Raw genomic sequence first — 26,061 nt, forward strand, 5'->3', positions numbered from 1 at the left:
TGGTTGATCAGTCCGTGCAGACCTATAACACAAGACGGCCACATCTGGCCCTCAAATACAAAACGCCCGATGCGGTGCACCGGGCGTTTCGATAGAAGTAGGTGTAAACCTATTTCAGGACTAGACATCAACGTTAAATCACCTCAACCACACTTGCTGTCGCCGCAAGAGAGGCAAGTCGCACACCCATCCATCACAATCACCGCCTTGGTGCTGCACTTGCCGCACATGGTGGCGTTGGGCGGGAAGTCGCTGGCCTTGTCGTCGTTCGTGGCCGTGGTGTGGCTGGCTTCGAACTCGGCGCGCTTTTCGGCGAGGATGCGCTTGGTGGTTTCGCTCATTTCCTCGCTTTCCAGCAGGCCGATGGCCTTCAGGTGCTTCTCGATCACGGCGCCGATTTCAGCGACCAGGGAAGGCATGAACACGCCACCTTTCTTGAAGTAGCCGCCGTTGGGGTCATACACGCTGCGCAGCTCTTCCACCAGGAAGGTTACGTCGCCACCCTTGCGGAATACCGCAGAGATAACGCGGGTGAGGGCGATGACCCACTGGAAGTGTTCCATCGACTTGGAGTTGATGAACACTTCATACGGCTGCCGGCTCTCGTGGTCGGTGCCTTCGTTGAGCAGGATGTCGTTGATGGTGATGTACATCGCATGCTCGGCCACCGGCGGCTTGATCTTGTAGGTGGTGCCCAGCAGAAAGTCCGGCCGTTCGATGTATTCGTTCATCTGAACGGGTTTGGTTTCCGCATGCACCGGTGCCTGGTGTTCGGCGGCTGCTTCTGGGTCGGCTTTTTTAACGCGGTAGCCGACGATTTTGTTGCTGATTTTAACTGTCATGTTCGTTGTCCTGTGTCGGTTCCCGGATCAGTATTTGCCGTAGGTGCCTTCTTTAAGCGCGTCAAACAGGTTAGCGGCGTTGTGGATTTCGCCGTCGTACTCTACCTGCTCGTTGCCCTTGAGGGTGACCTTGCTGCCATCGTCCAGGGTGAACTCGTACATTGTGTTCTCGAGGTCTTTTTCCTTAACCAGTACGCCCTGGAAGGCTTCCGGGTTGAAGCGGAAGGTGGTGCAACCCTTCAGGCCCATATCGTAGGCGTACAGGTAAATGTCCTTGAAGTCCTGATAGGCGAAGTCTGTTGGAACGTTCGCGGTTTTGGAAATCGAGGAATCTACCCACTTCTGGGCGGCGGCCTGGATGTCCACGTGCTGCGACGGCGTTACGTCATCTGAGGTGGTGAAGTAGGCTGGCAGTTTCTTGTCTTCCTCTTCAGAGAATGGCATGGCGCCCGGGTTCACCATGTGACGGTATGCGAGCAGCTCGAAGGAGAATACGTCGACCTTCTCTTTTGTCTTCCGGCCTTCGCGGATGATGTTACGCGCGTAGTGGTGCGAGAAGCTCGGCTCAATGCCATTACTGGCGTTGTTGGCCAGTGACAGGCTGATGGTGCCGGTCGGCGCGATGGACGTGTGGTGGGTGAAGCGACCACCTTTCTCGGCCAGTTCTTCCACCAGTTTCGGCTCTACCTTGGCAATTTCCTGCATGTACTTGCTGTACTTGGCGTGCAGGATGCGGCCTTTCAACTTGTCGCCCAGTTTGTAGCCGTCTTCAGACAGCTGCGGGCACTTGGTGAGCATTTTCGGGGTAATCTCGAACTCATCGTCCATGATCGGCGCAACACCTTTTTCCTCGGCCAGGGCGAGGGACTGGCGCCAGCCTTCAACTGCCATCTCACGAACGACTTCTTCGGTGAACTGTACGGATTCTGCGGAACCGTAAGGCATGCGCAGCATGGCGAGGGTGGAACCCAGGCCCAGGATGCCCATACCGTGGCGGCGCTTGTAGGTGATTTCGTGGCGCTGTTCGGCCAGCGGCAGGCCGTTGATCTCAACCACGTTGTCCAGCATGCGGGTGAAGATACCCACCACCTTGCGGTACTTCTCGTAGTTGAAGCTGGCCTTGTCGGTGAACGGGTAGTCCACGAACATGGTCAGGTTCACAGAGCCCAGCAGGCAGCTGCCGTAAGGGGGCAGGGGCTGCTCACCGCAGGGGTTGGTTGCACGGATGTCTTCGCAGAACCAGTTGTTGTTCATCTGGTTGACCTTGTCGATCAGGATAAATCCTGGCTCGGCATAGTCGTAGGTGCTGGTCATGATGGTGTCCCAGATGAACTGGGCTTTCAGGGTGCGGTAGATGCGGCAGGCGACTTTGCCCTCACCGTTTACCACGTAGCCTTTCTGTTCCGGGAAATCACGGTAGACAAACTGGCTTTCGTCGCTCAGGTCCAGCTCCTCGTCTTCCACTTCCTTCTGGGTAACAGGGAAGGAGAGGTGCCAGTCGTCGTCGTTACGCACGGCTTCGATAAAGTCTTCGGTGATCAGCAATGAGAGGTTGAACTGGCGCAGGCGGCCGTCTTCGCGCTTGGCCTGGATGAAGTCGATCACATCCGGATGATGAACATCAAAGGTCGCCATCTGGGCGCCACGGCGGCCACCGGCAGAGGACACGGTGAAGCACATGCGATCGAAGATATCCATGAACGACAGCGGGCCGGAGGTGGTTGCGCCGGCGCCGGCGACGTAAGCGCCTTTCGGACGCAGGGTGGAGAATTCATAACCGATACCACAACCTGCCTTGAGGGTAAGGCCGGCTTCGTGGTTCTTTTCCAGGATGTCGTTCATGGAATCCTGAACGGTGCCGGAAACGGTGCAGTTAATGGTAGAGGTTGCCGGCTTGTGCGCTTCGGCACCGGCATTGGAAGTAATCCGGCCGGCGGGAATAGCGCCGTTCTGCAGGGCCCAGATGAAGTTCTTCATGTGCTGGGTGCGTACGGATTTGTTTTCCACCTCGGCCAGGGCTTTGGCAACACGTTCGTAGGTTGCGTTGATGTCCTTGTCTACGGGATCGCCGGTCTTGGTTTTCAGCTGGTATTTGCTGTGCCAGATGTCGATCGAGGCTTCCTGCATCGGAATTGTCGTTACCACTGCCTGTGCCTTAGCGTTCATTTCCACCCTCTGTCTTCCGGTATGTCTTCTTTTGATGGCACCAGTCCTTGTACCGGCGGCGCCATACCCCTTGAGAATCGTCTGTTTGGCCTTGGGCCTGTTTTCTTTTTAACCACTATATATGGGTTGAATCTGAAACGAGTATAACAGGATATAGTGTTCTGTGAACAAGAACGCAACTATTGATAGACGCTTCGGGGCAAAGAAAATCAATCAAAATTGGCTTGAATCCGGGAAATTTTTTCTAAAACAGCGGTTTGGGGCTAAAGGTTCAAAACCACTACATGTTGTGGTTTAAAAATTGATCAGGCCTAGGCAGTTCAGGTAGTCACATGATTTGTGACCCCTGCACGTACCCGGTTTGAACGTGTCGCTAAAGTATGGACGTGGTGTCGAAAACTGCAGTGGCCCACAGGATGTGAAAAAGACCAAAAACAAGGAAATAACAATGAAAGGCCTGAAACCTACCTTGCTAGCGCTCTGCGTTGCGGGTGTTCCACCTGCAGCCGTAGCCGAGATCCAGATGCTGGATGATTCGGCAATGGGCATGATTACCGGCCAGGCCGGTGTGACCATTGAGCTGGAAACCAAACTGAACATTGATCGCTTCATCTATACCGATGAGGGTTCGCTTGAGATCAACGATATCTCCGTGGGCGGTGCGAATCGGACTGATATGTTCTCAGAGATGAACCTTAACCTTAATGGGCAAGCGACTGACCGGCTGGATAACATTCGGATCAACATTGATATCGCCCAGGATGGTGATGCCATCATCAACCTCCTGCCAATCAGCTTCAACGCAGTGGACCTCCGGGTGCGGACTGGAGCCTGGAACCTGACGGGCACTGGAGGCAGCACGACCATCCTTGATAACTTCAATATGGACATGCTTATTGGCTCCGGCACCATCCGGATTGATACCGCAACCGACAAGCTCAACTTGCTGACGGATATTGCGATAGATGATCTGGATTTTGATGTGCCATTCCTGGCTCTCGGAATTCGTGACCTTCAGCTAACTGGCGCCGATTATGATCTGTCTGCGCCACAACCGTTGAGGGTATTTGCGAATGTGGATATGGATATCTACAAAGCAGCCAATGCGGCTGGCACTGAAGTACTTGCTGTGGATCTGGACACATTTGAAGCTGATATGAGAATCGGCGGTGTACTGATAGGCGGCACGTCTATTGGCTCAGTAGCACTGGATAACCTGGCGATTACCAATACCGCCATGCGTATCTACGGGCATTGAGGGCCTCACGCAAACAAAGAACGGAGCCGATTATGGCCCCGTTCTTTGTTTTGGTGCGCTAGCCCAGCAACAGGCTGTCGTCGTCCACTTCCAACCCGCGCTGTTTTTCAAACAAGCCGAGCAGATCCTTCACTTCCAGGCCTTCGCGGTCCTTGCCTTCGATATCAAATACCACCTGGCCCTGGTGCAGCATTACAGTCCGGCTGCCGACTTCCAGCGCCTGCTTCATGCTGTGGGTCACCATCAGTGCGGTGAGCTTCTGCTCCTCTATGATCTTGGTGGTGAGTTCCAGCACAAACGCAGCGGTTTTCGGGTCCAGTGCGGCGGTGTGTTCGTCCAGCAGCAGGATGCTTGAGGGCGTAAGACTTGCCATCAAAAGACTCACGGCCTGGCGTTGGCCGCCGGACAGCAGGCCCATCTTGTCGCCAAGACGCTTTTCCAGGCCCAGGTTCAGGGACGAAAGGCTGTCCGTGAACTGCTCCATGTACTGCCTTTTAACGGCGCTTGTCAGGCCCCGGCGCTGGCCACGCTTGATGGCCAGGGCGAGGTTTTCCTCAATGCTCAGGCCCTCGCAGGTGCCGGCAAGCGGATCCTGGAATACCCGGGCAACCCGGCCCGCCCGTTTATGGGTGGGCAGTTTGGTGACGTCCAGGTTGTCCACGATGATCTGGCCGCTGTCCACCAGAACCTCGCCGGCCAGGGCGTTCAGAAAGGTGGATTTGCCCGCGCCGTTGCTGCCAATCACGGTAACGAACTCGCCCTGGTTGACGGTCAGGCTCATGCCCCGGAGTGCGGGGTTTTCCAGCGGTGTACCTTTGCCAAAGGTGAGCCGGAGATCGGTTGCACTGATCATGTCGCCTCCTCAGGCCTTATTGCGGGAAAGTTTGGCGGCAATGGATGAGCGCACGCCGGGCAGAACAATGGCGAGTGTGACCAGAACCGCGGTAATCAGGTTGAGATCCTGAGCCTGCAGGCCGAGGAAATCGGCGTTCAGGGCAAAGGCAATGGCCAGCCGGTACATGATGGCGCCCACCACGCAGGCGATCAGGGCGCGCACGACGGAAGAGGGCGTAACCACCGCTTCACCGCCAATAAGTGAGGCGAGGCCAATCACGATCACGCCCACCCCCATAGTAACGTCTGCAGCACCTTGGCTCTGCGCGAAAAGTGCGCCGGCGAGGCCAACCAGGCCGTTGGAAACGGCAACGCCGAGAACAATCATGGCGCCGGTGGCGATGCCCTGGGCCCGGGCCATTCTGGCGTTGGCGCCGGTGGCCCGCATGGCCAGGCCGGTCTCGGATTTCATGAACCGCCACAGCAGGATGAGCGCCACAAAGACGACGATAATAAATAAAAGTACCGGTACCTGGTGGAAGGCCAGATCGAGGTCATACCAGGGGGTCAACACGGTTTCTTCGGTCAGCAGGGCCACGTTCGGGCGTCCCATGATGCGCAGGTTCACCGAATAAAGCGCAATCATGGTCAGTATTGAGGCCAGCAGGTTCAGAATGTTGAGTTTTACATTCAGCAGAGCGGTTACTGCGCCGGCGGCCATGCCAGCCATTACCGCGCAACCGGTTGCCAGCCATGGGTTCCAGCCGTCTATGATCAGTACGGCCGCTACAGCAGCACCGAGGGGAAAGCTGCCGTCTACCGTGAGGTCCGGGAAATCAAGCACCCGGAAAGAGAGATAGATGCCGAAGGCAACCAGGCCGTAGATCAGGCCGGTCTCGATGGCACCATAAAGGGCGATGTTACTCAGCATGGTCGGGTATCACCAATGATAAACGGGCAGCCCCTCGTGAGGGCCGCCCGCGGGGTTCAGGGGGTTACTTGGCGCTGTCGACAACCTGCTCGGCGTCCGCGATTACCTCATCAGACAAGGTGATACCCATTCGCTCTGCGGCAGCCGGGTTCACGAAAAGGTCCAGTTTTTCCATGGTCTCAACAGCCATGTCACCAGGTTGCTCGCCGTTAAGTACCCGGGCAACCATCACGCCGGTCTGGCGGCCATGGTCGTAGTAGTCGAAGCCCAGTGCAGCGACAGCGCCGCGCTCAACGGTGGCGGTGTCCGCAGCAAATACCGGAATGCTGGCACGCTCACCAACAGAGATGACCGCTTCGACGGCGCTGATGACGGTGTTGTCAGTGGTCAGGTAGATGGCATCGGCTTTACCAACCAGGGAGCGGGCGGCACCAAGAACCTCGGAGGTTTTGGTGGCGGCACCTTTTACCAGTTCAAGACCGCGAGCGGCGAGGCGCTCTTCCAGCAGTTCCACCAGGGAGACGGCGTTGGCTTCGCCCGGGTTGTAGACGGTGCCAATGCGCTTGGCATCGGGCATCACGCGCTGAAGCATATCCAGGTGTTTGTCGATGGGCAGCATGTCGCTTACGCCCGTGATGTTGGCGCCGGGTGCTTCGAGATTGCTGACCAGCTTGGCGCCAAGTGGGTCGGTTACAGCCGAAAAGATCACCGGTGTATTGCGGGCTGCGGCAGCGACGGTTTGGGCAGACGGGGTGGCAATCGCCACGATCACGTCGGGGCTCTCGCCAACAAATTTGCGGGCGATCTGTGAAGCGATGGCGGAATTGCCCTGGGCACTTTCGTGCATCACTGTCAGGTTGTCGCCTTCTTTGAAGCCGCGCTCGGCGAGTTCGTCTTTAATGCCCTGGTAGACGGCGTCCAGTGCCGGGTGCTCCACAATCTGTGTGATGGCTACAACGCGGGGTTCCTGTGCTTGAACGAGGGATGCCAGCGCCAGCAGTGTGGCACCGAGCAGGGTGCGCAGGGGTGTCTTGGCCATATGCCCATCTCCGGGTAGGTTAACTGGTATGTTGCAAATCTGAAGGGGCGCAAGTTTACCACAGGCAAGGGGTTTGAGGGGTAGGGGATGTTGCCGGAAGTGGCGCTGTGGTTGCGATAGATGCAATTGGAAATTATTTTGCTTGTGTCACGTTTTGACGGCTCATACTATGTTGAAATACCCTACGAAAGTCTAATAATAAGTCATCCATAACTCGAAGAACGAACTGCAAGGAAGGTCCATGGACACAACAAATAAACTTCCCCTGGATATGGTCTATCACTGGGAGAAGGCCAAGGCGAACTCTGTCTATATGACTCAGCCCATCGGGGGCGGTAAAACGGTGGAGTATACCTGGGGCCGGGCGGTGGATGAGGCAAGGCGCATGGCGTCTTACCTGAAGTCCCTGAACCTCCCCGAAAAGAGCCGCATCGGCCTGATTTCCAAAAACTGCGCCCACTGGATCATGACCGATTGGGCCATCTGGATGGCTGGCCACATTTCCGTTCCGCTGTATCCCACCCTCAACGCCGACACCGTGAAGTACATCCTCAACCATGCCGAGTGTGAAGTGGTGTTTGTCGGCAAGCTGGACGACTGGGACATGATGAAACCGGGCGTGCCGGAATCCGTGCGTTGCATTTCCTTCCCGCTGAGCCCGCCCAATGATTTCGAAACCTGGGACGATATCGTAGCCAAGTATCCGCCTCTGGAAGAAAACGTTCAGCGTGATGCCGACGAACTGGCCACCATCGTTTACACCTCCGGCAGCACCGGTAAACCCAAGGGCGTCATGCTCAGCTTTTACAACATGGCCTATGCGGCCGAGGGGGGCATGGAAGTTCTGGGTGTGGGATCGGAAGAGCGCATGTTGTCGTACTTGCCGCTGGCTCACGTGTTCGAGCGTACCTTTGTTGAGTTGGCATCGCTTTATGCCGGGTTCCATCTATATTTTGCGGAATCTCTGGACACCTTCGTGGAAGATTTGCGGCGGGCCCAGCCAACGCTGTTCCTCTCGGTACCGCGCCTGTGGGTGAAATTCCAGCACGGTGTGCTCCAGAAGCTGCCGAAGAAGAAGCTGGACCGTCTGCTGAAGATCCCGGTGGTCAACAAACTGATCAAGAAGAAAATCCTCAAGGGCCTTGGCCTTGACAAGGTCAAGCTGGCAGGTAGTGGCTCGGCCCCTCTGGCGAGCGACGTTCTGGACTGGTACCGCAACCTTGGCCTTGAGTTGCTGGAAGGCTATGGCATGTCTGAAAACTTTGCCTATTCCCATATGAGCAAGCCAGGGCGATCAAGAACAGGTTACGTCGGTGAGTCTGCGCCGGGGGTTGAAACCCGTATCAGCCCGGAGGGTGAGATTCAGATCAAGAGCCCGGCCACCATGATGGGCTACTACAAGGATGAGGAGAAAACCCGGGAAACCTTTACCGACGATGGCTTCCTGAAGACCGGCGACAAGGGTGAGATTGATGAGATGGGCCGGCTCAAGATCACGGGTCGCATCAAGGAAATCTTCAAGACCAGCAAGGGCAAGTATATTGCGCCTGCGCCCATCGAGAACCGCCTGATGTCCCATGATGCGATCGAGATGGTGTGTGTCTCCGGTGCCAATCAGACCCAGCCCCACGCCCTGGTGATGCTGGCCGAGGAGTCCCGGCCGAAAATGGCAGATGAGGCGTTCCGGAAGGAGATCGAGGAGAGCTTCAAAAAGCTGATTGCCGATGTGAACAAGACCGTGGATCCCCACGAACAGCTGGCATTTATCACGGTGGTGAGCGACGAATGGTCCATCGAGAACAGCTTCCTCACGCCCACGATGAAGCTCAAGCGTAACGTGGTTGAGGACGCTTACCAGGAGAAGGTGGACAACTGGTACGCGCAGCGTCAGAAGGTTATCTGGCAGTAACGCTTTCGATTACAGGTGAAGATGTTCTGGCCCGGCTCTGCCGGGCTTTTTTTGTCGTGGAAAAAAACCGACGTAAGTCGCATAGGGAAAAGGAGGAAGCAAGCCTAAACTGGAAAGATATCAGGAGGATGTTATGAGCCAGTTGTCCCTTTTCCAGAAACGTATCCAGGACGAGATTCCCCTTTCTCGGGCGCTGGGAATTCAATTGCATTCCTGGGATGGCCATTCATTGTTACTTAGTGCACCTCTTGAGCCCAACAGTAACCATCAGGGCACCGGATTCGGGGGCAGTGTCTACTCGGCCGCAGTAACTGCGGCCTGGGGGCTGACTGAATTGGCGCTGTGGGATCTTGGGCTAAAGGGCAGTGTGGTCGTTCAGAGTGGAAATATAGACTATCTTGAGCCCGTCGCCTCTGATTTCTATGTGGTCTGCCGCTTGCCAGGTGACGAAATACCGGAACGTTTTCGCAAAAGCCTGGCAAGGCATGGCAAGGGTCGACTTGATCTGACCGCTGAAGTGTTCTGCGGACAACCGACCGCAATGCCGGAAGGCGACCCTGTGGCCGTGTTCCAGGGCCGATTCGTCGTTCAGGATGTGAAATCCAGGGTAACGTTCTGACCCTGTCAGGCAATTGAGCGGCTGTTCGAGATTGAGCGGCTCATCAGGATGATCGGAATGATGCCTGCCAGGACAATTATCAGGGCGGGCAGGGCGCTGTGGTAAAGGCGCTCGTCAGATGCGAACTGGTACACGTAGGTGGCCAGTGTCTCGAAGTTGAACGGCCTGAGAATGAGCGTGGCCGGCAATTCCTTCATGCAATCCACGAACACGACCAATGCTGCCGTAACCAGGGTGCCCCTCAGCATGGGCAGATGAACCCGAACCAGGGTTTTGCCGGGGCTGTGGCCGAGGGATCGCGAGGCCATATCCATGCTGGGCGTAATCTTCTGCAATGCACTTTCCACACTGCCGGCGGAAACCGCCAGGAATCGCACGGTATAGGCAAATATCAGGGCAAAGGCCGAGCCGCTGAGTAACAGCCCGGTACTGACGCCAAAAATATCCCGCATCAGGCTGTCCAGCCAGTTGTCAAAACCCGCCAACGGCACAATCACGCCAACGGCGAGCACTGCCCCGGGCATGGCATATCCCAGGCTGGAAAGACGCATCAGTACCTGCATTTTGCGAGTGTTGTGCAGGCGGCGGCTGTAGGCGAGCGTGACACCGATCAGCAGAGTGGTGAGGGCTGCCGTGCCAGAGAGGAACAGGCTGTTGAAGGTGTTGCGGACAAAATCCGGGTTCCAGCTTTCACCGAAGTATTCCCACGCGTAGAGCCCAAGGGTCGCCCCGGGAATCACAAAACCGAACAGCACCGGCAAAGCGCAAACAGCTACGCAAATCATCTGGCGCGGGAAAGACATGGTGAAGCGCTGGATCGGCTCACGGTTGTCCCGCGCTGCGAACTGTTGCTGGCGTCTTCGGGAATAGCGTTCCAGGGTAACCAGGATCACCACGAAGATCAGCATTGTGGTGGCTATTTGAGCCGCGCCGCCGAGGTTGCCCAGGTTCATCCAGGTATCAAACAGGCCGGCGGTTAGGGTCTGAACCGCAAAGAAATCCACGGTGCCGAAATCGTTCAGGGTTTCCATCAGTACCAACGAGAGACCGACAGCAACCGCCGGACGGGCGATGGGCAGAACCACCTTGAAGAAGGTGCTCAGCGCCGAGTGGCCGAGACTGCGACTTACGGCGAAGAGTGAAGGGGACTGCTCAAGGAAGGCGGCCCGGGCCAGCAGGTAAACATAAGGATACAAGACCAACCCAATCATCAGCGTGGCGCCCTCAAGGCTGCGGATTTCCGGGAACCAGTAATCGGCGGCACTGCTCCAGCCGAACAGGTCCCTGAGCGCGCCCTGGACCGGCCCTGCGTAGTCCAGGAGGCTGGTGTATACATAGGCAATGACGTACGCGGGCACCGCAAAAGGCAGAAGCATGGCCCATTCAAAGAATTTGCGGCCGGGAAACTCGCACATGGTGACCGCCCACGCCGAGGCAAGCCCGATGACAAGAGTTAGTGCGCCAACGCCAATCATTAGCTGGATGGTTGTTGTCAGATAACGAGGGAGAGTCGTCTCGATCAGATGAGGCCAGATATTCTCTTCCGGAAAAAACGCCAGGAAAATCACTGAGAAAACCGGAAGAACAACAATGGCCGTGGTCAGCAGGGCGCTGATCATCCATCTCGGGGAGGTGCGCTTTGCCAGCAGGGGCTGTGATAGCCCGGGGTTAACGCTGGTTGCCGCCTCGCTCATAGTGTTCCTATGTATGGATGTGGGGTCTTTCCGATTGAAGGTTGGAGATTGTAGTCACCTGGCCTGAAGCCTGCAATGACTGGTGTCATCCATGGTTCGGACACTCGCGTGCCGAGCGAGGGTGAGGGTGGCGATAACCACCCTCACCAATGCTGATTACTCGCCGTCGTAATCGACTCGGTCAACCAGCTTGACTGCGGCATTGCGGTTGTTGGCAATTTCCTGCAGTGAAAGGTCGTCCGGGTTGATCTCTCCCCATTCGGCAACCATCCCGGAAGGCTGTACGTCCGGGTTTGCCGGGTACTCGGTATTTGCCTCGGCATAGATGCGCTGTGCTTCTGGTGAGGACAGGAATTCCATCAGTTTGATGGCGTTCTCGCGGTTGGGCGCGCTCTTGGTCAGGGAAATACCGCTGATGTTCACGTGGGTACCGCGGCCTTCGGCGTTCGGGAATACCAGGCGAACCTGCTCGGCAATCGGGCGCTGGTTCTCGTCCTGAAGCATATTGCCGTAGTAGTAGCTGTTACCGATGGAGATGTCACACACACCTTCAGCGATAGCCTTGATCTGGTCGCGGTCGCCACCTTGCGGCTTGCGAGCCAGGTTGTCCTTCAGGCCTTCCAGCCATTTCTCGGTCTCGGCCTCGCCGTGGTGAGCGATCATGGATGAGAACAGTGCGATGTTGTACGGATGCTTGCCACTGCGGGTGCAGATCCGGTTCTCCCATTTGTCGTCCGCCAGTTGCTCGTAGGTCGTGATTTCACCCTCATCAACACGGTCCTTGGAGACGAAAATCAGTCGGCCGCGTGTGGTCAGTGCGTACCACTTGCCATCCGGATGGCGCAGGTTTTCAGGAATGTTTTCTTCCAGGGTGTCGTTATCCAGGGCCTGAACCAGGTCGCGCTCTACCAGTTCGTTGAGGCGGGAGATATCCACGGTCATGACCACATCCGCCGGGCTGTTGCGACCTTCACGTTCCAGACGTTCAGCCAGACCTTTCTTGGCAAAAACCACATTGCTCTGGATGCCGGTTTCCTGCTCGAATGCATTCAACAATGGCTCAAGCAGGTAGGCCTGACGGTATGAGTAGATGTTGACCTCTCCGTCTGCGGAGGCGGCCATCGGCATGGCAGTAAGGGCGATTGCGGCGGTTGCAGCCAGTTTCATTCGCATAGTCCCATCCTTTCAGTTATTCCCGGTAATGATTTGCCTGCAGTGAGATTTGCAGGCGTTTAAAAACGCCAACCATTCTCATTTCTATTAAATGTTTAGTCAATATCTCCGTTGGCATATTTTTCTGAAAATGGTGTTATGCTTCGGAAACCTATAAAAACTATGCAAAAAGTAGTGGAAACCTCAGATGGCTGGGAACGATCGAAGAGAGCACATGCGCACTGCCATGAGTGCGAAAGTAAAGGTGGTTCACGAGGAGCTGGGAGAATTCGTGTTCTCGACCCGCGATATCTCCGATGGCGGTGTTTTCGTTGTTGTCGACACGGAGCCTTTTGCACCAAACCTTGGCGATAAGGTCACCGTGCAGGTGCAGGGCCTGCCTGTTCCGGCACCTGTGCTTGAAATGGTGGTCGTTCGCAAAACTAATGACGGGTATGGTCTCCAGTTTGATCAAATTGGTGACTGATAGGCGGATTGGCGGCGCCTGCCATGGATAATGGCAGGGTCAACTCAATCGCCGTCAAGGATTCGCCAGCCAGATGATCTTTTCAGCATTATCAAGAACCTACAAGCCACTTATTGCAAGCCTGCTGCTGTTTACGTCAGGTTGTGCCAGCTATTATTCCCATTTTGCGATGTTTCCGGCGGAGAATTCGTCAGGTGAGCCGAGGCACGTGCGTTTGTCCTGGCAGAGCGCTGAATATCCCGGTTGGTGGCTGGCCAGTGATAAAGCAACCTCGGTGAAACTGGAAACCCAATGCAGCGAGCGTGTCTGGCGCCTTCGTGATGACGACGCTGGCGGTGGCTGCGGTGAGGGCATTCGCGCCTGCGGCGAACCGGGCAAGGATATTGATGCACGAACTGGCCAGCCGGCAACCGACACGACCCGCTGCATGTCCATTCATCCGGCGGATCCAGAGGCGCGTATCGCCGCCGTGGACAGCAAGCTGGAGTTGCTGGTTTCCTGCACCCCCGCGGATGTCACAGAGCGGCAGGGTGACGATGCTTTGAATCTGGATTACTTGAGGGCTTCATCGGTGCCCTATACCGTCTATGTGCGCAAGGCGCCACGGGGTTCGATGCGCGCCCGGTTGCCTGAATTTGATGAATCCGTATGTGACGCAGAGTGACACTTTTTGACGTTGATATGTGACTCCCATCACGTTGCTACATTTTGTTTCCCGTTGAAGATTAGCGTTACGCTTTGTCGCGTTTGGGTTACCTGACGATACGATAATGTAATTGTGTCTTCCGGCGGTTCGGTCAGAATGGTAGCTATCGAAAAGTTTGTTTTGTGAGGTGGCCCGTGGGTGTCCAACAGAAAAAAGTCGCAGTACATGATCTGGAAGTGGGCATGTTCGTGTCTGATCTCGACAGGCCATGGCACCAGACCCCGTTCCCAATTCAGGGTTTTCATATCCGTTCTCAGGATGACGTTCGTGCACTGGTTTCCCATTGTAAGTGGGTTATGGTCGATGTGGCGGAAGCCCGGGAATCGGATGAGGTCAAAGGCGGTAGCAAGCCGGTCTTCGGCAAGACGCTGAATAGGCGCGGTGGCGGGCGAGAGAAGCTTCAATTGCCACCACTGAGTATTCGGGAACCGGTAGCCTACGAAACCGTTACAAGCCTCAAAAAAGAAATGAAAACGTCCAAACGCCTGCTTGACGATGTGGAGGTGGCGCTGGACCAGCTTTTCGAGACACTCCGTGCCGACGGCGTGCCCGACCTCAGGCCGATCGCCGCGATCACCAGCAAGATGGTAAGCAGCGTTGTTCGGCAGCCAGATGCGTTATTGTGGCTCAGTCGGACACGGGCTCACGATAATTACCTCTACCGGCATGCCTTGAACACGTCAGTCTGGGCGCTGGTGTGTGGTCGTCACCTGGGTTTGAATGAAGGCCTTCTCAACCACCTTGGATTGGGATGTTTGCTGTCACAGGTTGGCAAGACGACGCTGTCGCCCGAGTTGCTGGCCCGGGAAGGTCAATTGAGCGCCGAGGAGTATCTGACCTACCGTGGTTATGTCAGCCGTGGTGTCTCTATGCTGGAGAACGTGGGGCTGTCACGTGCAGTGCTCAGTGTGGTTCAGGGGCATCGCGAGCGTCATAACGGTTCCGGGTTTCCGGAAGGGGTCCGGGGGGATCGCATTCCTTTGCTCGCCAAAGTTGCGGGCATCGCGGAGTTTTTCGAATCGCTGATTGCGCCACGCTCTCATACCGAGCCCATGACGCCAGCGAAAGCGGTGACGCTGCTCTACGAGATGCGTAACATCGAGTTTCAGGAAGACCTGGTGGAGAATTTCATTCAGGCAATTGGTATCTACCCGACCGGTAGTCTCGTTGAGCTGACCGATGGCCAGCGTGGCATCGTGGTTTCCCATTCTCCTGAGCGCCGGCTGTGGCCCCGGGTCATGGTTATGACCGATGCTGCTTCCAGGCCGTTGAAAACCGCCAAGATCATTGATCTGGCGCGGTACAACGAAGGAAAGGAAGCGGCAGAAATGGTTCGGATTCGAGATTGCCTACCCCATGGCACGGAAGGTCTGGATCCAGCCTATTACGATGTAACCGGTGTGGAGTCCCGCTGGAGTCTGTCCCGCCTGATCAGCGGATAATCACTCGCAGCTGTTTGCGAACCCACCGATAGGTTTCCTCCGGACGGAAACTGAGCAGCAGCTCGGATTCTCCGCCGGAGGGGCCGGCCACAAAATACGCCACTTCTCCGCTCTGCCAATCGGCTGAATTTATCTGGACATCCTGCGGGCGGGTGCTGATTGCTTCCAGCTCCGCCAGGGAGAGTCCGCCCCCGATCTTTCGAACCGCAACCTGCTTCAGAGCTGTATCAGTGGCCGGATGGCTGGCTACATCCTCATCCAGGAAATAACGGTTCGCGACGGTTGTACTGATGGCCTTGAGTTCCCGCGTGAGATAGGTCTGGGCATCTTCCGAGTCGATGTCTTCCATGGTACGCACGGCATTTTCGATCCGGTCCTTTTTGGCCTGCAGGTCTTCACTGTATTCAATATCCGGATCGCGATCTTCGTCATTTTCCGGTCGTGGAGGCGCGTTGTCTATTTGCTCCTGGGTCGGCGGCTCCTCACACAGTTCGTCGTCTTCCGGGTAAAAGCAGATGGCGGCCAGGAGTTGGTTGGCCGGGGATACGGGATCCGTCGAAGCGAACTCCGATTCGCTAGCACTGAAATCAATCGGTGCTGTCAGGTTAGGAAGGGCGGTATTCAGCTGTGCAATAACCCGCTCGCGGATATCGATTCCTTCCCCTTCGGCCACATTCTGGCTCCAGTTCAGAAGCATCAGGAATCGGGACAGGTTCATCAGAGTTGTGTTTTCCAGAATCTGTTGCTCGGTAAGCGTATGGGTGCTCAGGCCTTCATCATCCACCATCGGCGTTTGCAGCCCCGTTCGGGTGGTTTCGAAGAATTCGAGCAGGGTCACGTATTTCCGGGCTGGCACACCGCTGACCAAGGGCAGATTTCCAACACGGAACGTAAGGGTTTCGCCGGGGTAGTAGCGGAACTCTCCCGCAGCATTGGTGGTGCCCGATTGACTGGCGGTCTGGTAGGCGAGGCCTTTAAAGCCGTTGAAGTTGAGCTGGCCGGCGCTGGTGTCGTCGCCGGAACCGCCGTCGTCATCCAGGCAGCCAGAGAGGGCGAGGGCGCCCAGCAGTGTAAACGTCAGTTGGATGCGGTGAACGGATCTCATGATTAGTCGTACATTCCCTTCAATTCAGCGCGCCCGCACCCAGGGTGCGGCAGCCCCTTTTGTAAATTGTTGTAACCGCATTATAGGGGCCGGGTTTGCCTCATATCGGGATTCCTGTCGCAGTTTCCGTTATTGGCTCGGAGACACCTCCGGCCGATAAGGGCCTTGAAATCAGCGGCTTTGTCACAATAAATAGCATTCTAAATTCTGGCTGGCGGCTGGGGCCGTTCATTGCCATTTTTCACCGAATCGGGATGATTTATGACCAATGCACTGGAAATTGAGAGCCTCACCAAAACCTACGGTGACGGGTTTCGGGCTCTCAAGGGGATTGATCTTCACGTCGCCGAGGGGGATTTCTTTGCCTTGCTGGGACCCAACGGGGCCGGTAAATCGACCACCCTGGGTATCGTTTGCTCGCTGGTGAACAAGACAGCAGGGAAAGTGCGGGTGTTTGGATACGATACCGATACCCATCTCTCAGATGCGAAGCTTAACCTCGGCGTGGTGCCGCAGGAGTTCAACTTCAACCAGTTCGAGAAAGTCTTTGATATCGTCACCACCCAGGCCGGCTACTATGGCATTCCGTTGAAGCAGGCCTCGGCGTCGGCCGAAAAATATCTTAAGAAGCTCGGTCTCTGGGACAAGCGCGACACTCCGGCCCGAATGTTGTCCGGCGGCATGAAGCGGCGTTTGATGATCGCCCGCGCCCTGGTCCACGAGCCGAAACTGCTGATTCTGGATGAGCCGACCGCGGGTGTGGATATCGAGCTTCGTCGCTCCATGTGGACCTTCCTGGAGGAGATGAATCGCCAGGGCACCACTATCATCCTGACGACTCATTACCTTGAGGAAGCGGAAGCTCTTTGCCGCAACATTGCCATTATCGACCATGGCAAGATCCTCAAGCACACCAGCAAGAAAGCCTTGCTACAGCAGCTGAGCCTGGAGACTTTTGTGCTGGATACCGAGGAAGCCCTCGATACTGCGCCCGAGTTGAATGGGTTCCCGACTCGCCTGGATGGGGAAGGCGCCCTGGAGGTGGAAGTCCAGAAAGGCCAGGTGCTTAACCAGGTGTTTGTGGAGCTTGAGCGGCTGGGTATCAAGGTGGTCAGCATGAGAACCAAGGCCAACCGGCTGGAGGAGTTGTTCATTCGCATGGTTGAAGAGAACGCCTCGGAATCCGCCAAGGCCGTGGAGGGTGCAGCATGACTCCACAGGCCCTGTTCACAGCCTTCAGTACCATCGTTGTTCGGGAGATACGCCGGTTTACCCGTATCTGGGCGCAGACCCTGCTGCCGCCGGCGGTCACCATGACCCTGTATTTCATTATTTTCGGCAACCTCATCGGCTCCCGCATCGGGGAAATGGGCGGCTTCGACTATATGTCGTTTATTGTTCCTGGGCTGATCATGATGGCGGTAATCACCAGTTCCTACGCTAACGTGGTGTCCTCGTTTTTCTCCATGAAGTTCCAACGCAGTATTGAGGAGCTTCTGGTGTCACCAGTGCCGAACTGGGTGATCCTGGCCGGTTACGTGACCGGTGGCATGGCCCGGGGGCTTGGTATCGGGCTGATTGTCACGCTGCTGTCACTGGCGTTTACCCGGTTGTCGATCCACAACCTGCCTATGATGGTTCTTACGGTATTTCTGACTTCCGCACTGTTTGCACTGGGCGGGTTCATTAACGCCATGCTGGCAACCAAGTTTGATGACATCTCAATCGTGCCCACGTTCGTACTGACACCCCTGACCTATCTGGGCGGGGTGTTCTATAGCATCGATTTGCTGCCAGGGTTTTGGCAGGGCGTATCCATGGCCAACCCCATCCTGTATATGGTCAACGGCTTCCGGTACGGGATTCTGGGTGTGTCAGACGTTAATCCGTTTGTTTCTCTTGGTATGATTCTGGTTTTCATCTCCGTGCTGGCATTCATCGCTCTCAGGATGCTGGAGCGTGGTAAAGGCATTCGCCACTGATTTCAGGAACACCTATGGCACTCAATGACGCGCCGCTTGGCAAGACAAGCGATTACCCGGACAGCTACGACCCAGGCCTGCTGTTCCCCGTGGCGAGAGAGGAGAATCGTCGCCGCCTTGGGCTGGAGGACGGCCGTTGGCCATGGTTTGGTGAAGACCTTTGGCAGGCCTGGGAAATCTCCTGGTTGCGGCCAAATGGTGTGCCGGAGGTGGCCTGGGCGGAGATTGTTTTTCCGGCGGCTTCGCCTTCGATCATCGAGTCCAAATCGCTAAAGCTGTACCTCAACTCGCTGAACCAGGCTGTTTACTCCTCCCGGGAGCAGGTTGTGGGGGCGATTACCCAAGATCTGTCGAGTGCTTGCGGCGGTGCGGTACAGGTCAACCTGTTAAGCGTGGACGAATCTGGGGAAGCGATAGGCCGTCCTGAGGGGTTCGAATTGATTGATGATGAACCGGTAAGCGATGTGGTGTATGAGTACTCCCCCGACGTTCTCAATGTCGGTGGTGAGGTGGTGACTGAGCAGTTATGTTCCCATCTGCTCAAGAGCAACTGCCCGGTGACGGGCCAACCGGACTGGGCCACCCTGTTGGTAAGCTACACTGGCCCGAAAATCGACCGGGCTGGCTTGCTGCGTTATGTGGTGAGCTTCCGGCAGAAACAGGATTTCCACGAGCATTGTGTGGAAACGGTGTTTACCGATCTGATGGGCCGATGCAACCCGGAGTCACTAACAGTGATTGCCCGGTATACACGGCGGGGCGGGCTGGATATCAACCCCTGGCGAAGCACAGAAACCGGTAAGGATGCCGGGCCGCGACTGATCCGTCAGTAATAGGGATCGACATGAGCGCAGGGACGCGCCTCAGGAAACATCCTCTTCCCGTCGCAGACGGTCGGCGGCGTCTTCCAGGGCGGTCAGGATGGCCTGGCGTTCCTTCTCAGTGATCTTGTCTGAATCCAGATACATGGCGAAGCCACTGTGCTCGTGCTCCAGGAAACTGCGGTTGGGGCCCATATCGCGCCGGAAATCTACCACTTCATAGATCGGCACCGGCTTGCCGAAGCCTTTTACGGTAATTTCGCCTTTGTCCCGGCACATGATCTTGTCCTTGATCAGCGAGAAGGTCTCGTAGGAGACCAGGATTTCACCTGGCTCAGCCAGAGATTCGAGCCGGCTGGCGAGATTCACTTCCTTGCCGATAATGGTGTAATCCATCCGGTTCTCAGCGCCAAAGTTGCCGACGGTTGTATAGCCGGTACTGATCCCCATTCGAATTTCAAGCGGGGTCTTGATGCCCTGGCTGCGCCATTTCTGGCGCATGATCTTCATGTGTTTGCGCATTTCGATGGCCATGGAGACGCAGGCAAACGCGTCCTCGCGTTGGCCTCGGCTGGTCGGGTCGCCAAAGAACACCATGATGGAATCGCCGACGAATTTGTCGATGGTGCCGCCATACTTCAGAGCGACTTCCGACATCTCGTTGAAGTAGTGGTTCAGCAACTCGGTCAGGGCCTCGGGTTCCATTTCCTCGGACAGTTCGGTGAAGCCCTTGATGTCCGAGAAGAACACCGCCAGCTTCTTGCGCTGTGTTTCCAGCCGAACGTCCCGCTCGCCCGTAAAGATGGACTGCCAAACCTGGGGCGAGAGGTATTTTGACAGCTTGTGGGACAGTGCGATGGACTGCTCCCGCTGGTTCTGGATCTGGGTTTTTGCCAGCATTAACGCACGTGCCTGTTGGTGGGAATAATAGGCGGTGACGCAAATATATATGCCGGTCGAGAGAATCGACACAATGCTGGTGAGCAGGGGCGAATGTGGCCCGTCTGCTGGGCCAAGGATAGCGACAGAGCCAGCAATGGCGGCGGCCATGAAAACGGTGCCCATAAGCCACTGGCGGATGCCTCCGACAATCAGGCAGCTGAACATCAGCATCAGGGCGACTGCCAGGGAGGGGATGACGATCAGCCCGATGCAGCCAATAAACGCGCCGCCGACAACGCAATCGAAAATCAGCATTTTCTGGCGGATACGTGGAGAATTTCTCAGGAACGTTCGGCGGGTCAGGGCGTGTGCAACGTGTGGCCAGGTGAGGGCGCCAGCCACAAGCCATAATAGCCATTGGGGAAATGCGCCCTGCAGAACACCGGTTACAATAATCGCGGCAGTTGAGGTGTAGGCCAGCAACCGGCCGTTGTAGTCGGGCATTGGCGGAATCGCAATCGGGCTGCCCGCCGCCTCAGACGCCAGGGACCTGCCAGCGGAGCTGCTGGCATTGCGCAGATCTGCCGGGGCACTCATCATTTCAGAAACGGATCCTGCCAACGAGCATGTCGCGGAACATGACCCAGTCGCCCATCAGGCTGTACAGTGGGTACTTGAAGGTGGCGGGGCGGTTTTTCTCAAACTTGAAATGACCCACCCAGGCAAAACCATAGCCGATGACCGGCAAGGCCAGAAGCCAGAAAAGCTTGCCTGAAGTCAGTGCCCACGCAGCTACGACCAGAACCAGCAGGCTGCCGGCAAAGTGCAGGCGGCGACAGGTGACGTCGCTGTGCTCTTCAAGGTAGTAAGGATAGAATTCCGAAAAGTTGTTGAAGGTTTGCTGGTTGCTCATTGTGTTGCCACTCACCGTTGTACGACCGCGTCATTTATAATTGTTGGTAGACCCGACTACGACTAAAGGTTAACAGCATTACGTACAAGCCACAATTCACAGCCAGGAATTGTGCTCGTACCACATCTAGATAGCCATCAGACAGCGAGCAAATATGACAACAGTTACCGATTTCCTCCTCAACCGTTCGTCAGAACCCAGGCTAGAGGCACCCGCGCCCGACCCGGCAGCCCTCGACCGGGCTTTCTCCTGTGCCGCCCGCGCGCCTGATCACGCCCTTCTGAGGCCTTGGCGTTACCTTGTTGTGGAAGGCGAAGGGCTGGAGGCTCTGGGCGAATTGTTTGCCTCCACCTGCGCCAACAACAGCGACGAGAAAGAGATCGAGAAACTCAGGCGTGCCCCTCTTCGCGCGCCAATGGTGATTGTCGGTATTGCGTCGCCGAGAACGCATCCCAAAGTACCTGAAATCGAGCAATTGATGTCGGCCGCAGCCGGCATGAGTTTCGTTGAGCTGGCGCTTCAGGACGCCGGTTACGGCGTGATGTGGAGGACCGGCGCTGTCGCTTATCACTCCTCAGTTCACGCGGGTCTTGGGTTGGAAGAGCATGAGCAGATCGTCGGCTTTCTCTACACCGGAACAGTCTCCGCTTCCAAACCGGCTGTTCCCAGGCCGGAGGTTGATGAGTTCGTGCGTCATTGGCCTTGAGCTCCTGACTGAACGCCCCCGGTCCGCGCCGGGGGAAGCAGCTTGCCGCTTTTTCCTGACCGTTCCTTACTTGCTTTGCCCTCACCATTAATTAATCACCGGCCAGGGCCCGCCAATACTGGCTTTCCTGAGAAAATTACACCTCACCTGAATTCTGGCATCCAGCTTGCTTTAGTCCTGTCAAAGAGCACAGCCGGCAAAACAGGTCGGCATACTGGTGCAGTTTTCGGGAGGCAACATGGCAATTACGTTCGATTCGGCTCTGGGCATTCACCAACACGCGGTTGAAGCGCGGGTTAAGCGTGCCGAAGTTCTGGCAAACAACTTGGCGAACGCTGATACCCCGGGATTCAAAGCCCGCGACCTGGATTTTCAAGCGATGATGCAGAAGGCTCAGGAGCAGGTCAGCGGATTCCAGATGGCGAAGACGCATGATGCGCACATGGATACCTCCCTCTCGGCCTCGGAAAGCGATCTGATGTATCGGGTACCTCACCAGCCGTCGGTTGACGGCAATACCGTGGACGCCCAGCAGGAGCAGACCCGCTTCATGCGCAACGCCATGGATTTCCAGGCCAGTTTCCAGTTTCTGAACAGCAAGTTCAGCGGTTTGACCAAAGCCATTAAAGGCGAGTAAGCCGCAGTCACAGGGTTAGCGAAGGAGAGTTTTCATGTCACTGGGCAGCATTTTTGATATCGCCGGTTCCGGCATGACCGCGCAATCACTGCGGCTGAACACAACCGCGTCCAACATCGCCAATGCGGAGACAGCGAGTTCCAGCACGGGTGAAACCTATCGGGCCAGGAAGCCGGTTTTCTCGGCCATTCAGCAGTCCCTGATGAATCCGGGGCAGAGCGGTTTGCCGATGGCCGCGGATGAAGGCCCGGGTGCCGGTGTCAGGGTTGAAGGTATCGTTGAAAGTGATGCCGAGTTGCAGATGCGTTACGAGCCACATCATCCGGCGGCCAACGAGGACGGTAATGTCTTCTACCCCAATGTAAATGTGGTTGAAGAGATGGCGGACATGATGTCGTCGTCCAGAAGTTTCCAGATGAATGTGGATGTCATGAATACAGCCAAGTCCATGATGCAGCGCATTCTGACTCTTGGTCAGCAGTAACAGGGTGAGGAGCACAACATGACTGCAGTAAATGCAACAGACGCGTCGGATGTTCTGAGCCAGTACCAGCTGAAGCAACAGAATGGCGGCCAGGGCACCAGCGAGCTGGGCCGGAATGAGTTCATGGAACTGATGTTGGCGCAGCTGAAGAACCAGAATCCGCTGGAGCCCCAGGACAACGGTGAATTTATCTCCCAGCTGGCCCAGTTCAGCTCGCTGGAGGAGATGCAGAATCTCTCCGGTACGGTTGAGGATGTGGTTGGTCAGTTCCGCTCCACCCAGGCGCTCCAGGCCTCGGCCATGGTGGGTAAAACCGTGCTCGCTCCCTCACAGATCGGGATCCTGGGTGCCGAAGGTGAAATTACCGGGACCATTGAGGTGCCGGCGTCTACGGGCGGTCTGCGCCTGTCCATCGAGGGACAGAATGGTGAGCGGGTGCGTCAGATTGATATGGGCAGCAGCCAGGCAGGTGTTGTGTCCTTCCGCTGGGACGGCCAGGACGGCAACGGCAATCCCTTGCCGCCGGGTCCCTACCGGATTGTGGCCGAGGCTTCCTATCCGGATGGGCCACAGCAGCTGGGCACCATGGTGAGCGCCAATGTGGATAGCGTATCCCTGGGCCAGGGCGGCTCGATAACCCTGAATCTTGCAGGCATGGGCTCCATTGCCCTGTCTGATGTGAAACAAATTAACTGAGACCGGTGAAACACCAAGGGGTGAACCATGGCATTTAATACAGGTTTGAGCGGCCTTCGTGCGGCATCGGTGGATCTGGACGTCACCGGCAACAACATTGCGAACGCCAGTACCGTTGGCTTCAAGGGCAGCAAAGCCCAGTTTGGCGATCTATACGCCAGCGGTTTCCTGAGCGCAGGCACCAACCCGATTGGTGACGGTGTCCGGGTTCAGGATGTGAAGCAGTCCTTTGGTCAGGGCAACATCAGTTTTACGGACAATGGCCTGGATATGGCCATTGCAGGTGATGGTTTCTTTATACTCAATAATGGTGGAGAGATCCGCTATTCCCGTGCAGGGCAGTTTGGTATCGACAAGGAAGGCTACGTTACCAACAACCAGAACATGCGTGTTCAGGGCTATACCGCCGACGAGGATGGAAATCTTTCCGGGATCCGTGGAGATTTGCAGATTGCAACGGATAACCTTTCTCCCCGGAGGACTACTAATCTCGATACCGACCTAAATCTGGACTCTAGGGAGTCGGTGCTCGAAACCAGGGTGAGAGATATCGGTCCCCTGTCTGTCACCAGTCTGCAGGGTGATAGTTTCTCTGTTCAGTATTCTGATGGTTCGTCAGACGTCAATGTTGCTATTGATCCTGCGGCTACCGCACGTCAGGCCGCAGCGACCATCAACGATGTTCGTGGTTTGAGTGCGTCAGCCACCACTACGGCTACCGCGAGCGGAATCACGGACACCTCTATCGCCAATGCCAACACCACTGGCAGTTTCACGTTCAGCCTGGACATCAACGGCGCGCCTTTAGCGCTGGACACGAACAACATCAATTCATTGCAGGATCTTGTTGATTCGATCAACAATTCCAGCGAAGCGGCAATATCAGCCTCTGTGGTTGACGATGGGACAGGTACAAATGTTCTCCGTGTGATCCATAATCAGGGTGAAACTCTTGATTACTCGTTCGGAGATGGCACAACGACAACAGATCCCGCGCCGGTGCTTGGCGACGTCAATGTGACTGCGGACAGGATCGTCGCGTCTGTCAGCGACCCCTCGGATGGAACCTTTGAGACAGCCTTTAACGCCTCGCCGATTCGAATCACCAACGAGTTCAATCCGCTGGACCAACGTACCTATAACCACGCTACATCCACCACCATCTATGACAGTCTGGGTAACTCTCACGAGCTGACGCAGTTCTTTGTCAAGAATCCCTCTCCGGGCAATGGCGTCGGGGTTAGCGAGTGGTCAGTATACGCACAGATCGATGGTGAGTTCGTGGGTGGCTCGGATGTGACACCTTATACTGCCCGGTTTGATCAGGACGGTGCCCTTCAGTCCATAAACGGCGACCCCAGTGGCGAAATCGTCATTGATGACTGGATACCGAAAGACAGTGCAGGGCAACCTAACGGGGCTGATGGGCCTCCAGCTGCCGGCGAGACGGTGGTGACGCCGATTCCCGAGCCGCCAACAACCTCGGCTTTTGTAATAAATCTGAATGGTACAACCCAGTACGGTGCGGCATTCGGGGTCAATGACCAGCAGCAAAATGGGTATACCACCGGTCGCCTTTCTGGACTCGACGTATCGGATCAGGGGGTATTATTCGCCCGTTACACAAACGGCCAATCCCAGGCATTGGGTCAGGTGGCGCTGGCATCGTTCAACAATACCAACGGATTGTCCCCTGTTGGCGACACCTCCTGGGTGGAAACCTTCGAATCTGGCCAACCAATCATCGGTGCCCCCGATACTGGAACCCTTGGATCGATCAAGGCCAGCTCGGTGGAAGAGTCCAACGTGGACCTGTCCGCGGAACTGGTCAACCTGATCATTGCCCAGCGCAACTATCAGGCCAACGCCAAGACTATTGAAACCTCTGATGCGGTCACCCAGACCATCATCAACCTCCGTTAATATCGCGACCTAGCGAACATGGCATGACTCCTGCAGGAAGACTTGAAACAGTCAAAATTCCGGCAGGAGTTTTCCCATGGACAAAGCCCTTTACATCGGTATGTCTGGCGCCAAGCAGAATATGCTGGCCCAGCAGGCCCATGCCAATAACCTGGCGAACGTCAGCACCACCGGTTTCAAGAAGGATTTCGCCCAGGCCCGCAGTATGCCTGTCTACGGGGAACACCACCCGACCCGCGCCTATGCCATGACAGAAAGGCCTGGCACCGACCTTTCCGCTGGCGCATTGATGGAAACCGGTCGCAAACTGGATGTGGCGGTGGAAGGTGAGGGATGGCTTGCCATCCAGAACGATCAGGGCGAGGAAGTCTTCACCCGCAGCGGCAGCCTCCAGGTGGATGTCAACGGCCTGGTGCGACTGGCCAATGGCGAACTGGTACTCGGCAACGGTGGGCCGGTTGCGCTACCCCCTTTCGATAACGTCCAGATTGGCGCCGATGGCACAGTCTCAATTGTTCCTGTGGGTGGACCGCCGGACCAGCTGGTTGAGGTGGACCGGCTGAAGCTGGTCAATCCGCCACCGGAAGCCCTGGAGAAGGGCCTTGACGGACACATGCGCCGGAAGCCGGATCAGGCCCTGGATGGGCCTGAGCCGCCCGACGCGAACCTCAGGGTAGCTTCGGGGTTTCTGGAGAGCTCCAACGTGAATGCAGTGGAGGAGATGATCTCGAACCTTCAGCTATCCCGGCAATACGAGATGCAGGTGAAGGTCATGACCACCGCCAACGAGAATTCCGAAGCAACGGCACGGCTGTTGCAGAACCTTTAAGTAA

The 26,061-nt window shown here is 56.3% G+C and carries 26 protein-coding genes; 16 read left to right on the forward strand and 10 right to left on the reverse strand.

Annotated elements, in window-relative coordinates; all coding sequences use genetic code 11:
• The coding region (locus tag FMN52_RS00165) for an integrase core domain-containing protein (protein WP_148606714.1) at window positions 1–95 on the forward strand (95 nt) is incomplete at its 5' end.
• Between the two features lie 48 nt (window positions 96–143).
• Here the strand turns inward: FMN52_RS00165 and FMN52_RS00170 are convergent.
• Window positions 144–842, reverse strand: a complete 699-nt coding sequence (locus FMN52_RS00170) for an NrdJb (protein ID WP_148606715.1) — start codon at window positions 840–842, stop codon at window positions 144–146.
• 27 nt (window positions 843–869) lie between these two features.
• Window positions 870–3,008, reverse strand: coding sequence for an adenosylcobalamin-dependent ribonucleoside-diphosphate reductase (locus tag FMN52_RS00175; protein ID WP_148606716.1), 2,139 nt, complete (start codon window positions 3,006–3,008; stop codon window positions 870–872).
• Between the two features lie 448 nt (window positions 3,009–3,456).
• Between FMN52_RS00175 and FMN52_RS00180 the strand changes: the two genes are divergently transcribed.
• On the forward strand, window positions 3,457–4,266 hold the full coding sequence (locus FMN52_RS00180; protein WP_148606717.1) for a DUF6160 family protein: 810 nt from the start codon (window positions 3,457–3,459) through the stop codon (window positions 4,264–4,266).
• A 58-nt stretch (window positions 4,267–4,324) separates the two neighbouring features.
• Here FMN52_RS00180 and FMN52_RS00185 read toward each other — a convergent pair whose 3' ends face one another.
• From FMN52_RS00185 to FMN52_RS00195, 3 genes are all read right to left on the reverse strand, one after another.
• A complete protein-coding gene (locus tag FMN52_RS00185) occupies window positions 4,325–5,119 on the reverse strand; it encodes an ABC transporter ATP-binding protein (RefSeq protein WP_148606718.1) in 795 nt (264 codons plus the stop codon).
• A 9-nt stretch (window positions 5,120–5,128) separates the two neighbouring features.
• Window positions 5,129–6,031 (reverse strand): ABC transporter permease, encoded by a 903-nt coding sequence (locus tag FMN52_RS00190; protein WP_148606719.1) that lies wholly within the window; start codon window positions 6,029–6,031, stop codon window positions 5,129–5,131.
• 64 nt (window positions 6,032–6,095) lie between these two features.
• Window positions 6,096–7,070 (reverse strand): ABC transporter substrate-binding protein, encoded by a 975-nt coding sequence (locus tag FMN52_RS00195; RefSeq protein ID WP_148606720.1) that lies wholly within the window; start codon window positions 7,068–7,070, stop codon window positions 6,096–6,098.
• Between the two features lie 241 nt (window positions 7,071–7,311).
• On the opposite strand from FMN52_RS00195, the gene FMN52_RS00200 reads away from it, so the two are divergent.
• A complete protein-coding gene (locus tag FMN52_RS00200) occupies window positions 7,312–8,979 on the forward strand; it encodes an AMP-binding protein (RefSeq protein ID WP_148606721.1) in 1,668 nt (555 codons plus the stop codon).
• 133 nt (window positions 8,980–9,112) lie between these two features.
• Complete coding sequence (locus tag FMN52_RS00205) at window positions 9,113–9,598, forward strand: thioesterase domain-containing protein (protein ID WP_148606722.1); 486 nt, start codon at window positions 9,113–9,115, stop codon at window positions 9,596–9,598.
• A gap of 5 nt (window positions 9,599–9,603) precedes the next feature.
• Here FMN52_RS00205 and FMN52_RS00210 read toward each other — a convergent pair whose 3' ends face one another.
• Window positions 9,604–11,292: an iron ABC transporter permease gene (locus FMN52_RS00210; RefSeq protein WP_148606723.1), complete on the reverse strand. Its 1,689-nt coding sequence runs from the start codon at window positions 11,290–11,292 to the stop codon at window positions 9,604–9,606.
• A 156-nt stretch (window positions 11,293–11,448) separates the two neighbouring features.
• On the reverse strand, window positions 11,449–12,465 hold the full coding sequence (locus FMN52_RS00215; RefSeq protein ID WP_148606724.1) for a Fe(3+) ABC transporter substrate-binding protein: 1,017 nt from the start codon (window positions 12,463–12,465) through the stop codon (window positions 11,449–11,451).
• 187 nt (window positions 12,466–12,652) lie between these two features.
• Between FMN52_RS00215 and FMN52_RS00220 the strand changes: the two genes are divergently transcribed.
• From FMN52_RS00220 to FMN52_RS00230, 3 genes are all read left to right on the forward strand, one after another.
• The gene (locus FMN52_RS00220) at window positions 12,653–12,931 is read left to right on the forward strand and encodes a PilZ domain-containing protein (RefSeq protein WP_148606725.1); all 279 of its coding nucleotides are present in this window, start codon (window positions 12,653–12,655) and stop codon (window positions 12,929–12,931) included.
• A gap of 73 nt (window positions 12,932–13,004) precedes the next feature.
• A complete protein-coding gene (locus tag FMN52_RS00225; protein ID WP_148606726.1) occupies window positions 13,005–13,595 on the forward strand; it encodes a hypothetical protein in 591 nt (196 codons plus the stop codon).
• A 176-nt stretch (window positions 13,596–13,771) separates the two neighbouring features.
• Entirely contained in the window at window positions 13,772–15,079 is a 1,308-nt protein-coding gene (locus FMN52_RS00230; protein ID WP_148606727.1) for an HD-GYP domain-containing protein, read from the forward strand.
• Here FMN52_RS00230 and FMN52_RS00235 read toward each other — a convergent pair.
• The gene (locus tag FMN52_RS00235) at window positions 15,069–16,184 is read right to left on the reverse strand and encodes an organic solvent ABC transporter permease (RefSeq protein ID WP_148606728.1); all 1,116 of its coding nucleotides are present in this window, start codon (window positions 16,182–16,184) and stop codon (window positions 15,069–15,071) included. The genes FMN52_RS00230 and FMN52_RS00235 overlap by 11 nt on opposite strands.
• 261 nt (window positions 16,185–16,445) lie before the next feature.
• Between FMN52_RS00235 and FMN52_RS00240 the strand changes: the two genes are divergently transcribed.
• Genes FMN52_RS00240 through queF form a run of 3 tightly spaced genes read left to right on the forward strand, consistent with a single transcriptional unit; the run spans window position 16,446 to window position 18,999 of the window.
• On the forward strand, window positions 16,446–17,396 hold the full coding sequence (locus tag FMN52_RS00240) for an ABC transporter ATP-binding protein (protein WP_148606729.1): 951 nt from the start codon (window positions 16,446–16,448) through the stop codon (window positions 17,394–17,396).
• A complete protein-coding gene (locus FMN52_RS00245) occupies window positions 17,393–18,166 on the forward strand; it encodes an ABC transporter permease (RefSeq protein WP_148606730.1) in 774 nt (257 codons plus the stop codon). The genes FMN52_RS00240 and FMN52_RS00245 overlap by 4 nt, the downstream gene beginning before the upstream one ends.
• Before the next feature lie 14 nt (window positions 18,167–18,180).
• Window positions 18,181–18,999 (forward strand): NADPH-dependent 7-cyano-7-deazaguanine reductase QueF, encoded by an 819-nt coding sequence (gene queF, locus FMN52_RS00250; RefSeq protein WP_148606731.1) that lies wholly within the window; start codon window positions 18,181–18,183, stop codon window positions 18,997–18,999.
• A gap of 30 nt (window positions 19,000–19,029) precedes the next feature.
• Here the strand turns inward: queF and FMN52_RS00255 are convergent, their stop codons facing one another.
• Together FMN52_RS00255 and FMN52_RS00260 are read right to left on the reverse strand one after the other, a co-directional pair.
• Window positions 19,030–20,469: an adenylate/guanylate cyclase domain-containing protein gene (locus FMN52_RS00255; protein WP_148606732.1), complete on the reverse strand. Its 1,440-nt coding sequence runs from the start codon at window positions 20,467–20,469 to the stop codon at window positions 19,030–19,032.
• 1 nt (window position 20,470) lies between these two features.
• On the reverse strand, window positions 20,471–20,782 hold the full coding sequence (locus FMN52_RS00260; RefSeq protein WP_148606733.1) for an Mpo1-like protein: 312 nt from the start codon (window positions 20,780–20,782) through the stop codon (window positions 20,471–20,473).
• Window positions 20,783–20,936: 154 nt separating this feature from the next.
• Here FMN52_RS00260 and FMN52_RS00265 point away from each other — a divergent pair, with 154 nt between their 5' ends.
• From FMN52_RS00265 to FMN52_RS00290, 6 genes are all read left to right on the forward strand, one after another.
• A complete protein-coding gene (locus FMN52_RS00265) occupies window positions 20,937–21,488 on the forward strand; it encodes a nitroreductase family protein (RefSeq protein WP_148606734.1) in 552 nt (183 codons plus the stop codon).
• Between the two features lie 238 nt (window positions 21,489–21,726).
• On the forward strand, window positions 21,727–22,125 hold the full coding sequence (gene flgB, locus FMN52_RS00270) for a flagellar basal body rod protein FlgB (RefSeq protein WP_104320641.1): 399 nt from the start codon (window positions 21,727–21,729) through the stop codon (window positions 22,123–22,125).
• 34 nt (window positions 22,126–22,159) lie between these two features.
• Entirely contained in the window at window positions 22,160–22,609 is a 450-nt protein-coding gene (gene flgC / locus FMN52_RS00275; RefSeq protein WP_148606735.1) for a flagellar basal body rod protein FlgC, read from the forward strand.
• Between the two features lie 18 nt (window positions 22,610–22,627).
• Window positions 22,628–23,305, forward strand: a complete 678-nt coding sequence (locus FMN52_RS00280) for a flagellar hook assembly protein FlgD (RefSeq protein WP_064226898.1) — start codon at window positions 22,628–22,630, stop codon at window positions 23,303–23,305.
• A gap of 27 nt (window positions 23,306–23,332) precedes the next feature.
• The gene (locus FMN52_RS00285; protein WP_148606736.1) at window positions 23,333–25,228 is read left to right on the forward strand and encodes a flagellar hook protein FlgE; all 1,896 of its coding nucleotides are present in this window, start codon (window positions 23,333–23,335) and stop codon (window positions 25,226–25,228) included.
• Between the two features lie 76 nt (window positions 25,229–25,304).
• Window positions 25,305–26,057: a flagellar basal body rod protein FlgF gene (locus tag FMN52_RS00290; RefSeq protein ID WP_148606737.1), complete on the forward strand. Its 753-nt coding sequence runs from the start codon at window positions 25,305–25,307 to the stop codon at window positions 26,055–26,057.
• Window positions 26,058–26,061: the final 4 nt, after the last annotated feature.

The sequence above is a fragment of the Marinobacter sp. BW6 genome, from assembly GCF_008107725.1.
In the GTDB taxonomy this organism is placed as follows: domain Bacteria; phylum Pseudomonadota; class Gammaproteobacteria; order Pseudomonadales; family Oleiphilaceae; genus Marinobacter.

Excerpts from the sequence above, each read along its gene's own strand:
- queF (WP_148606731.1), top strand. The coding sequence starts at position 18,181 with ATGGCACTCAATGACGCGCCGCTTGGCAAGACAAGCGATTACCCGGAC.
- FMN52_RS00220 (WP_148606725.1), top strand. The coding sequence starts at position 12,653 with ATGGCTGGGAACGATCGAAGAGAGCACATGCGCACTGCCATGAGTGCG.
- FMN52_RS00170 (WP_148606715.1), bottom strand. The coding sequence starts at position 842 with ATGACAGTTAAAATCAGCAACAAAATCGTCGGCTACCGCGTTAAAAAA.
- FMN52_RS00195 (WP_148606720.1), bottom strand. The coding sequence starts at position 7,070 with ATGGCCAAGACACCCCTGCGCACCCTGCTCGGTGCCACACTGCTGGCG.
- flgC (WP_148606735.1), top strand. The coding sequence starts at position 22,160 with ATGTCACTGGGCAGCATTTTTGATATCGCCGGTTCCGGCATGACCGCG.
- FMN52_RS00200 (WP_148606721.1), top strand. The coding sequence starts at position 7,312 with ATGGACACAACAAATAAACTTCCCCTGGATATGGTCTATCACTGGGAG.
- FMN52_RS00265 (WP_148606734.1), top strand. The coding sequence starts at position 20,937 with ATGACAACAGTTACCGATTTCCTCCTCAACCGTTCGTCAGAACCCAGG.
- FMN52_RS00290 (WP_148606737.1), top strand. The coding sequence starts at position 25,305 with ATGGACAAAGCCCTTTACATCGGTATGTCTGGCGCCAAGCAGAATATG.
- FMN52_RS00205 (WP_148606722.1), top strand. The coding sequence starts at position 9,113 with ATGAGCCAGTTGTCCCTTTTCCAGAAACGTATCCAGGACGAGATTCCC.
- FMN52_RS00285 (WP_148606736.1), top strand. The coding sequence starts at position 23,333 with ATGGCATTTAATACAGGTTTGAGCGGCCTTCGTGCGGCATCGGTGGAT.
- FMN52_RS00180 (WP_148606717.1), top strand. The coding sequence starts at position 3,457 with ATGAAAGGCCTGAAACCTACCTTGCTAGCGCTCTGCGTTGCGGGTGTT.
- FMN52_RS00245 (WP_148606730.1), top strand. The coding sequence starts at position 17,393 with ATGACTCCACAGGCCCTGTTCACAGCCTTCAGTACCATCGTTGTTCGG.
- FMN52_RS00185 (WP_148606718.1), bottom strand. The coding sequence starts at position 5,119 with ATGATCAGTGCAACCGATCTCCGGCTCACCTTTGGCAAAGGTACACCG.
- FMN52_RS00225 (WP_148606726.1), top strand. The coding sequence starts at position 13,005 with ATGATCTTTTCAGCATTATCAAGAACCTACAAGCCACTTATTGCAAGC.
- FMN52_RS00255 (WP_148606732.1), bottom strand. The coding sequence starts at position 20,469 with ATGATGAGTGCCCCGGCAGATCTGCGCAATGCCAGCAGCTCCGCTGGC.
- FMN52_RS00235 (WP_148606728.1), bottom strand. The coding sequence starts at position 16,184 with ATGAGATCCGTTCACCGCATCCAACTGACGTTTACACTGCTGGGCGCC.
- FMN52_RS00280 (WP_064226898.1), top strand. The coding sequence starts at position 22,628 with ATGACTGCAGTAAATGCAACAGACGCGTCGGATGTTCTGAGCCAGTAC.
- FMN52_RS00190 (WP_148606719.1), bottom strand. The coding sequence starts at position 6,031 with ATGCTGAGTAACATCGCCCTTTATGGTGCCATCGAGACCGGCCTGATC.
- FMN52_RS00215 (WP_148606724.1), bottom strand. The coding sequence starts at position 12,465 with ATGCGAATGAAACTGGCTGCAACCGCCGCAATCGCCCTTACTGCCATG.
- FMN52_RS00240 (WP_148606729.1), top strand. The coding sequence starts at position 16,446 with ATGACCAATGCACTGGAAATTGAGAGCCTCACCAAAACCTACGGTGAC.
- FMN52_RS00175 (WP_148606716.1), bottom strand. The coding sequence starts at position 3,008 with ATGAACGCTAAGGCACAGGCAGTGGTAACGACAATTCCGATGCAGGAA.
- FMN52_RS00260 (WP_148606733.1), bottom strand. The coding sequence starts at position 20,782 with ATGAGCAACCAGCAAACCTTCAACAACTTTTCGGAATTCTATCCTTAC.
- flgB (WP_104320641.1), top strand. The coding sequence starts at position 21,727 with ATGGCAATTACGTTCGATTCGGCTCTGGGCATTCACCAACACGCGGTT.
- FMN52_RS00210 (WP_148606723.1), bottom strand. The coding sequence starts at position 11,292 with ATGAGCGAGGCGGCAACCAGCGTTAACCCCGGGCTATCACAGCCCCTG.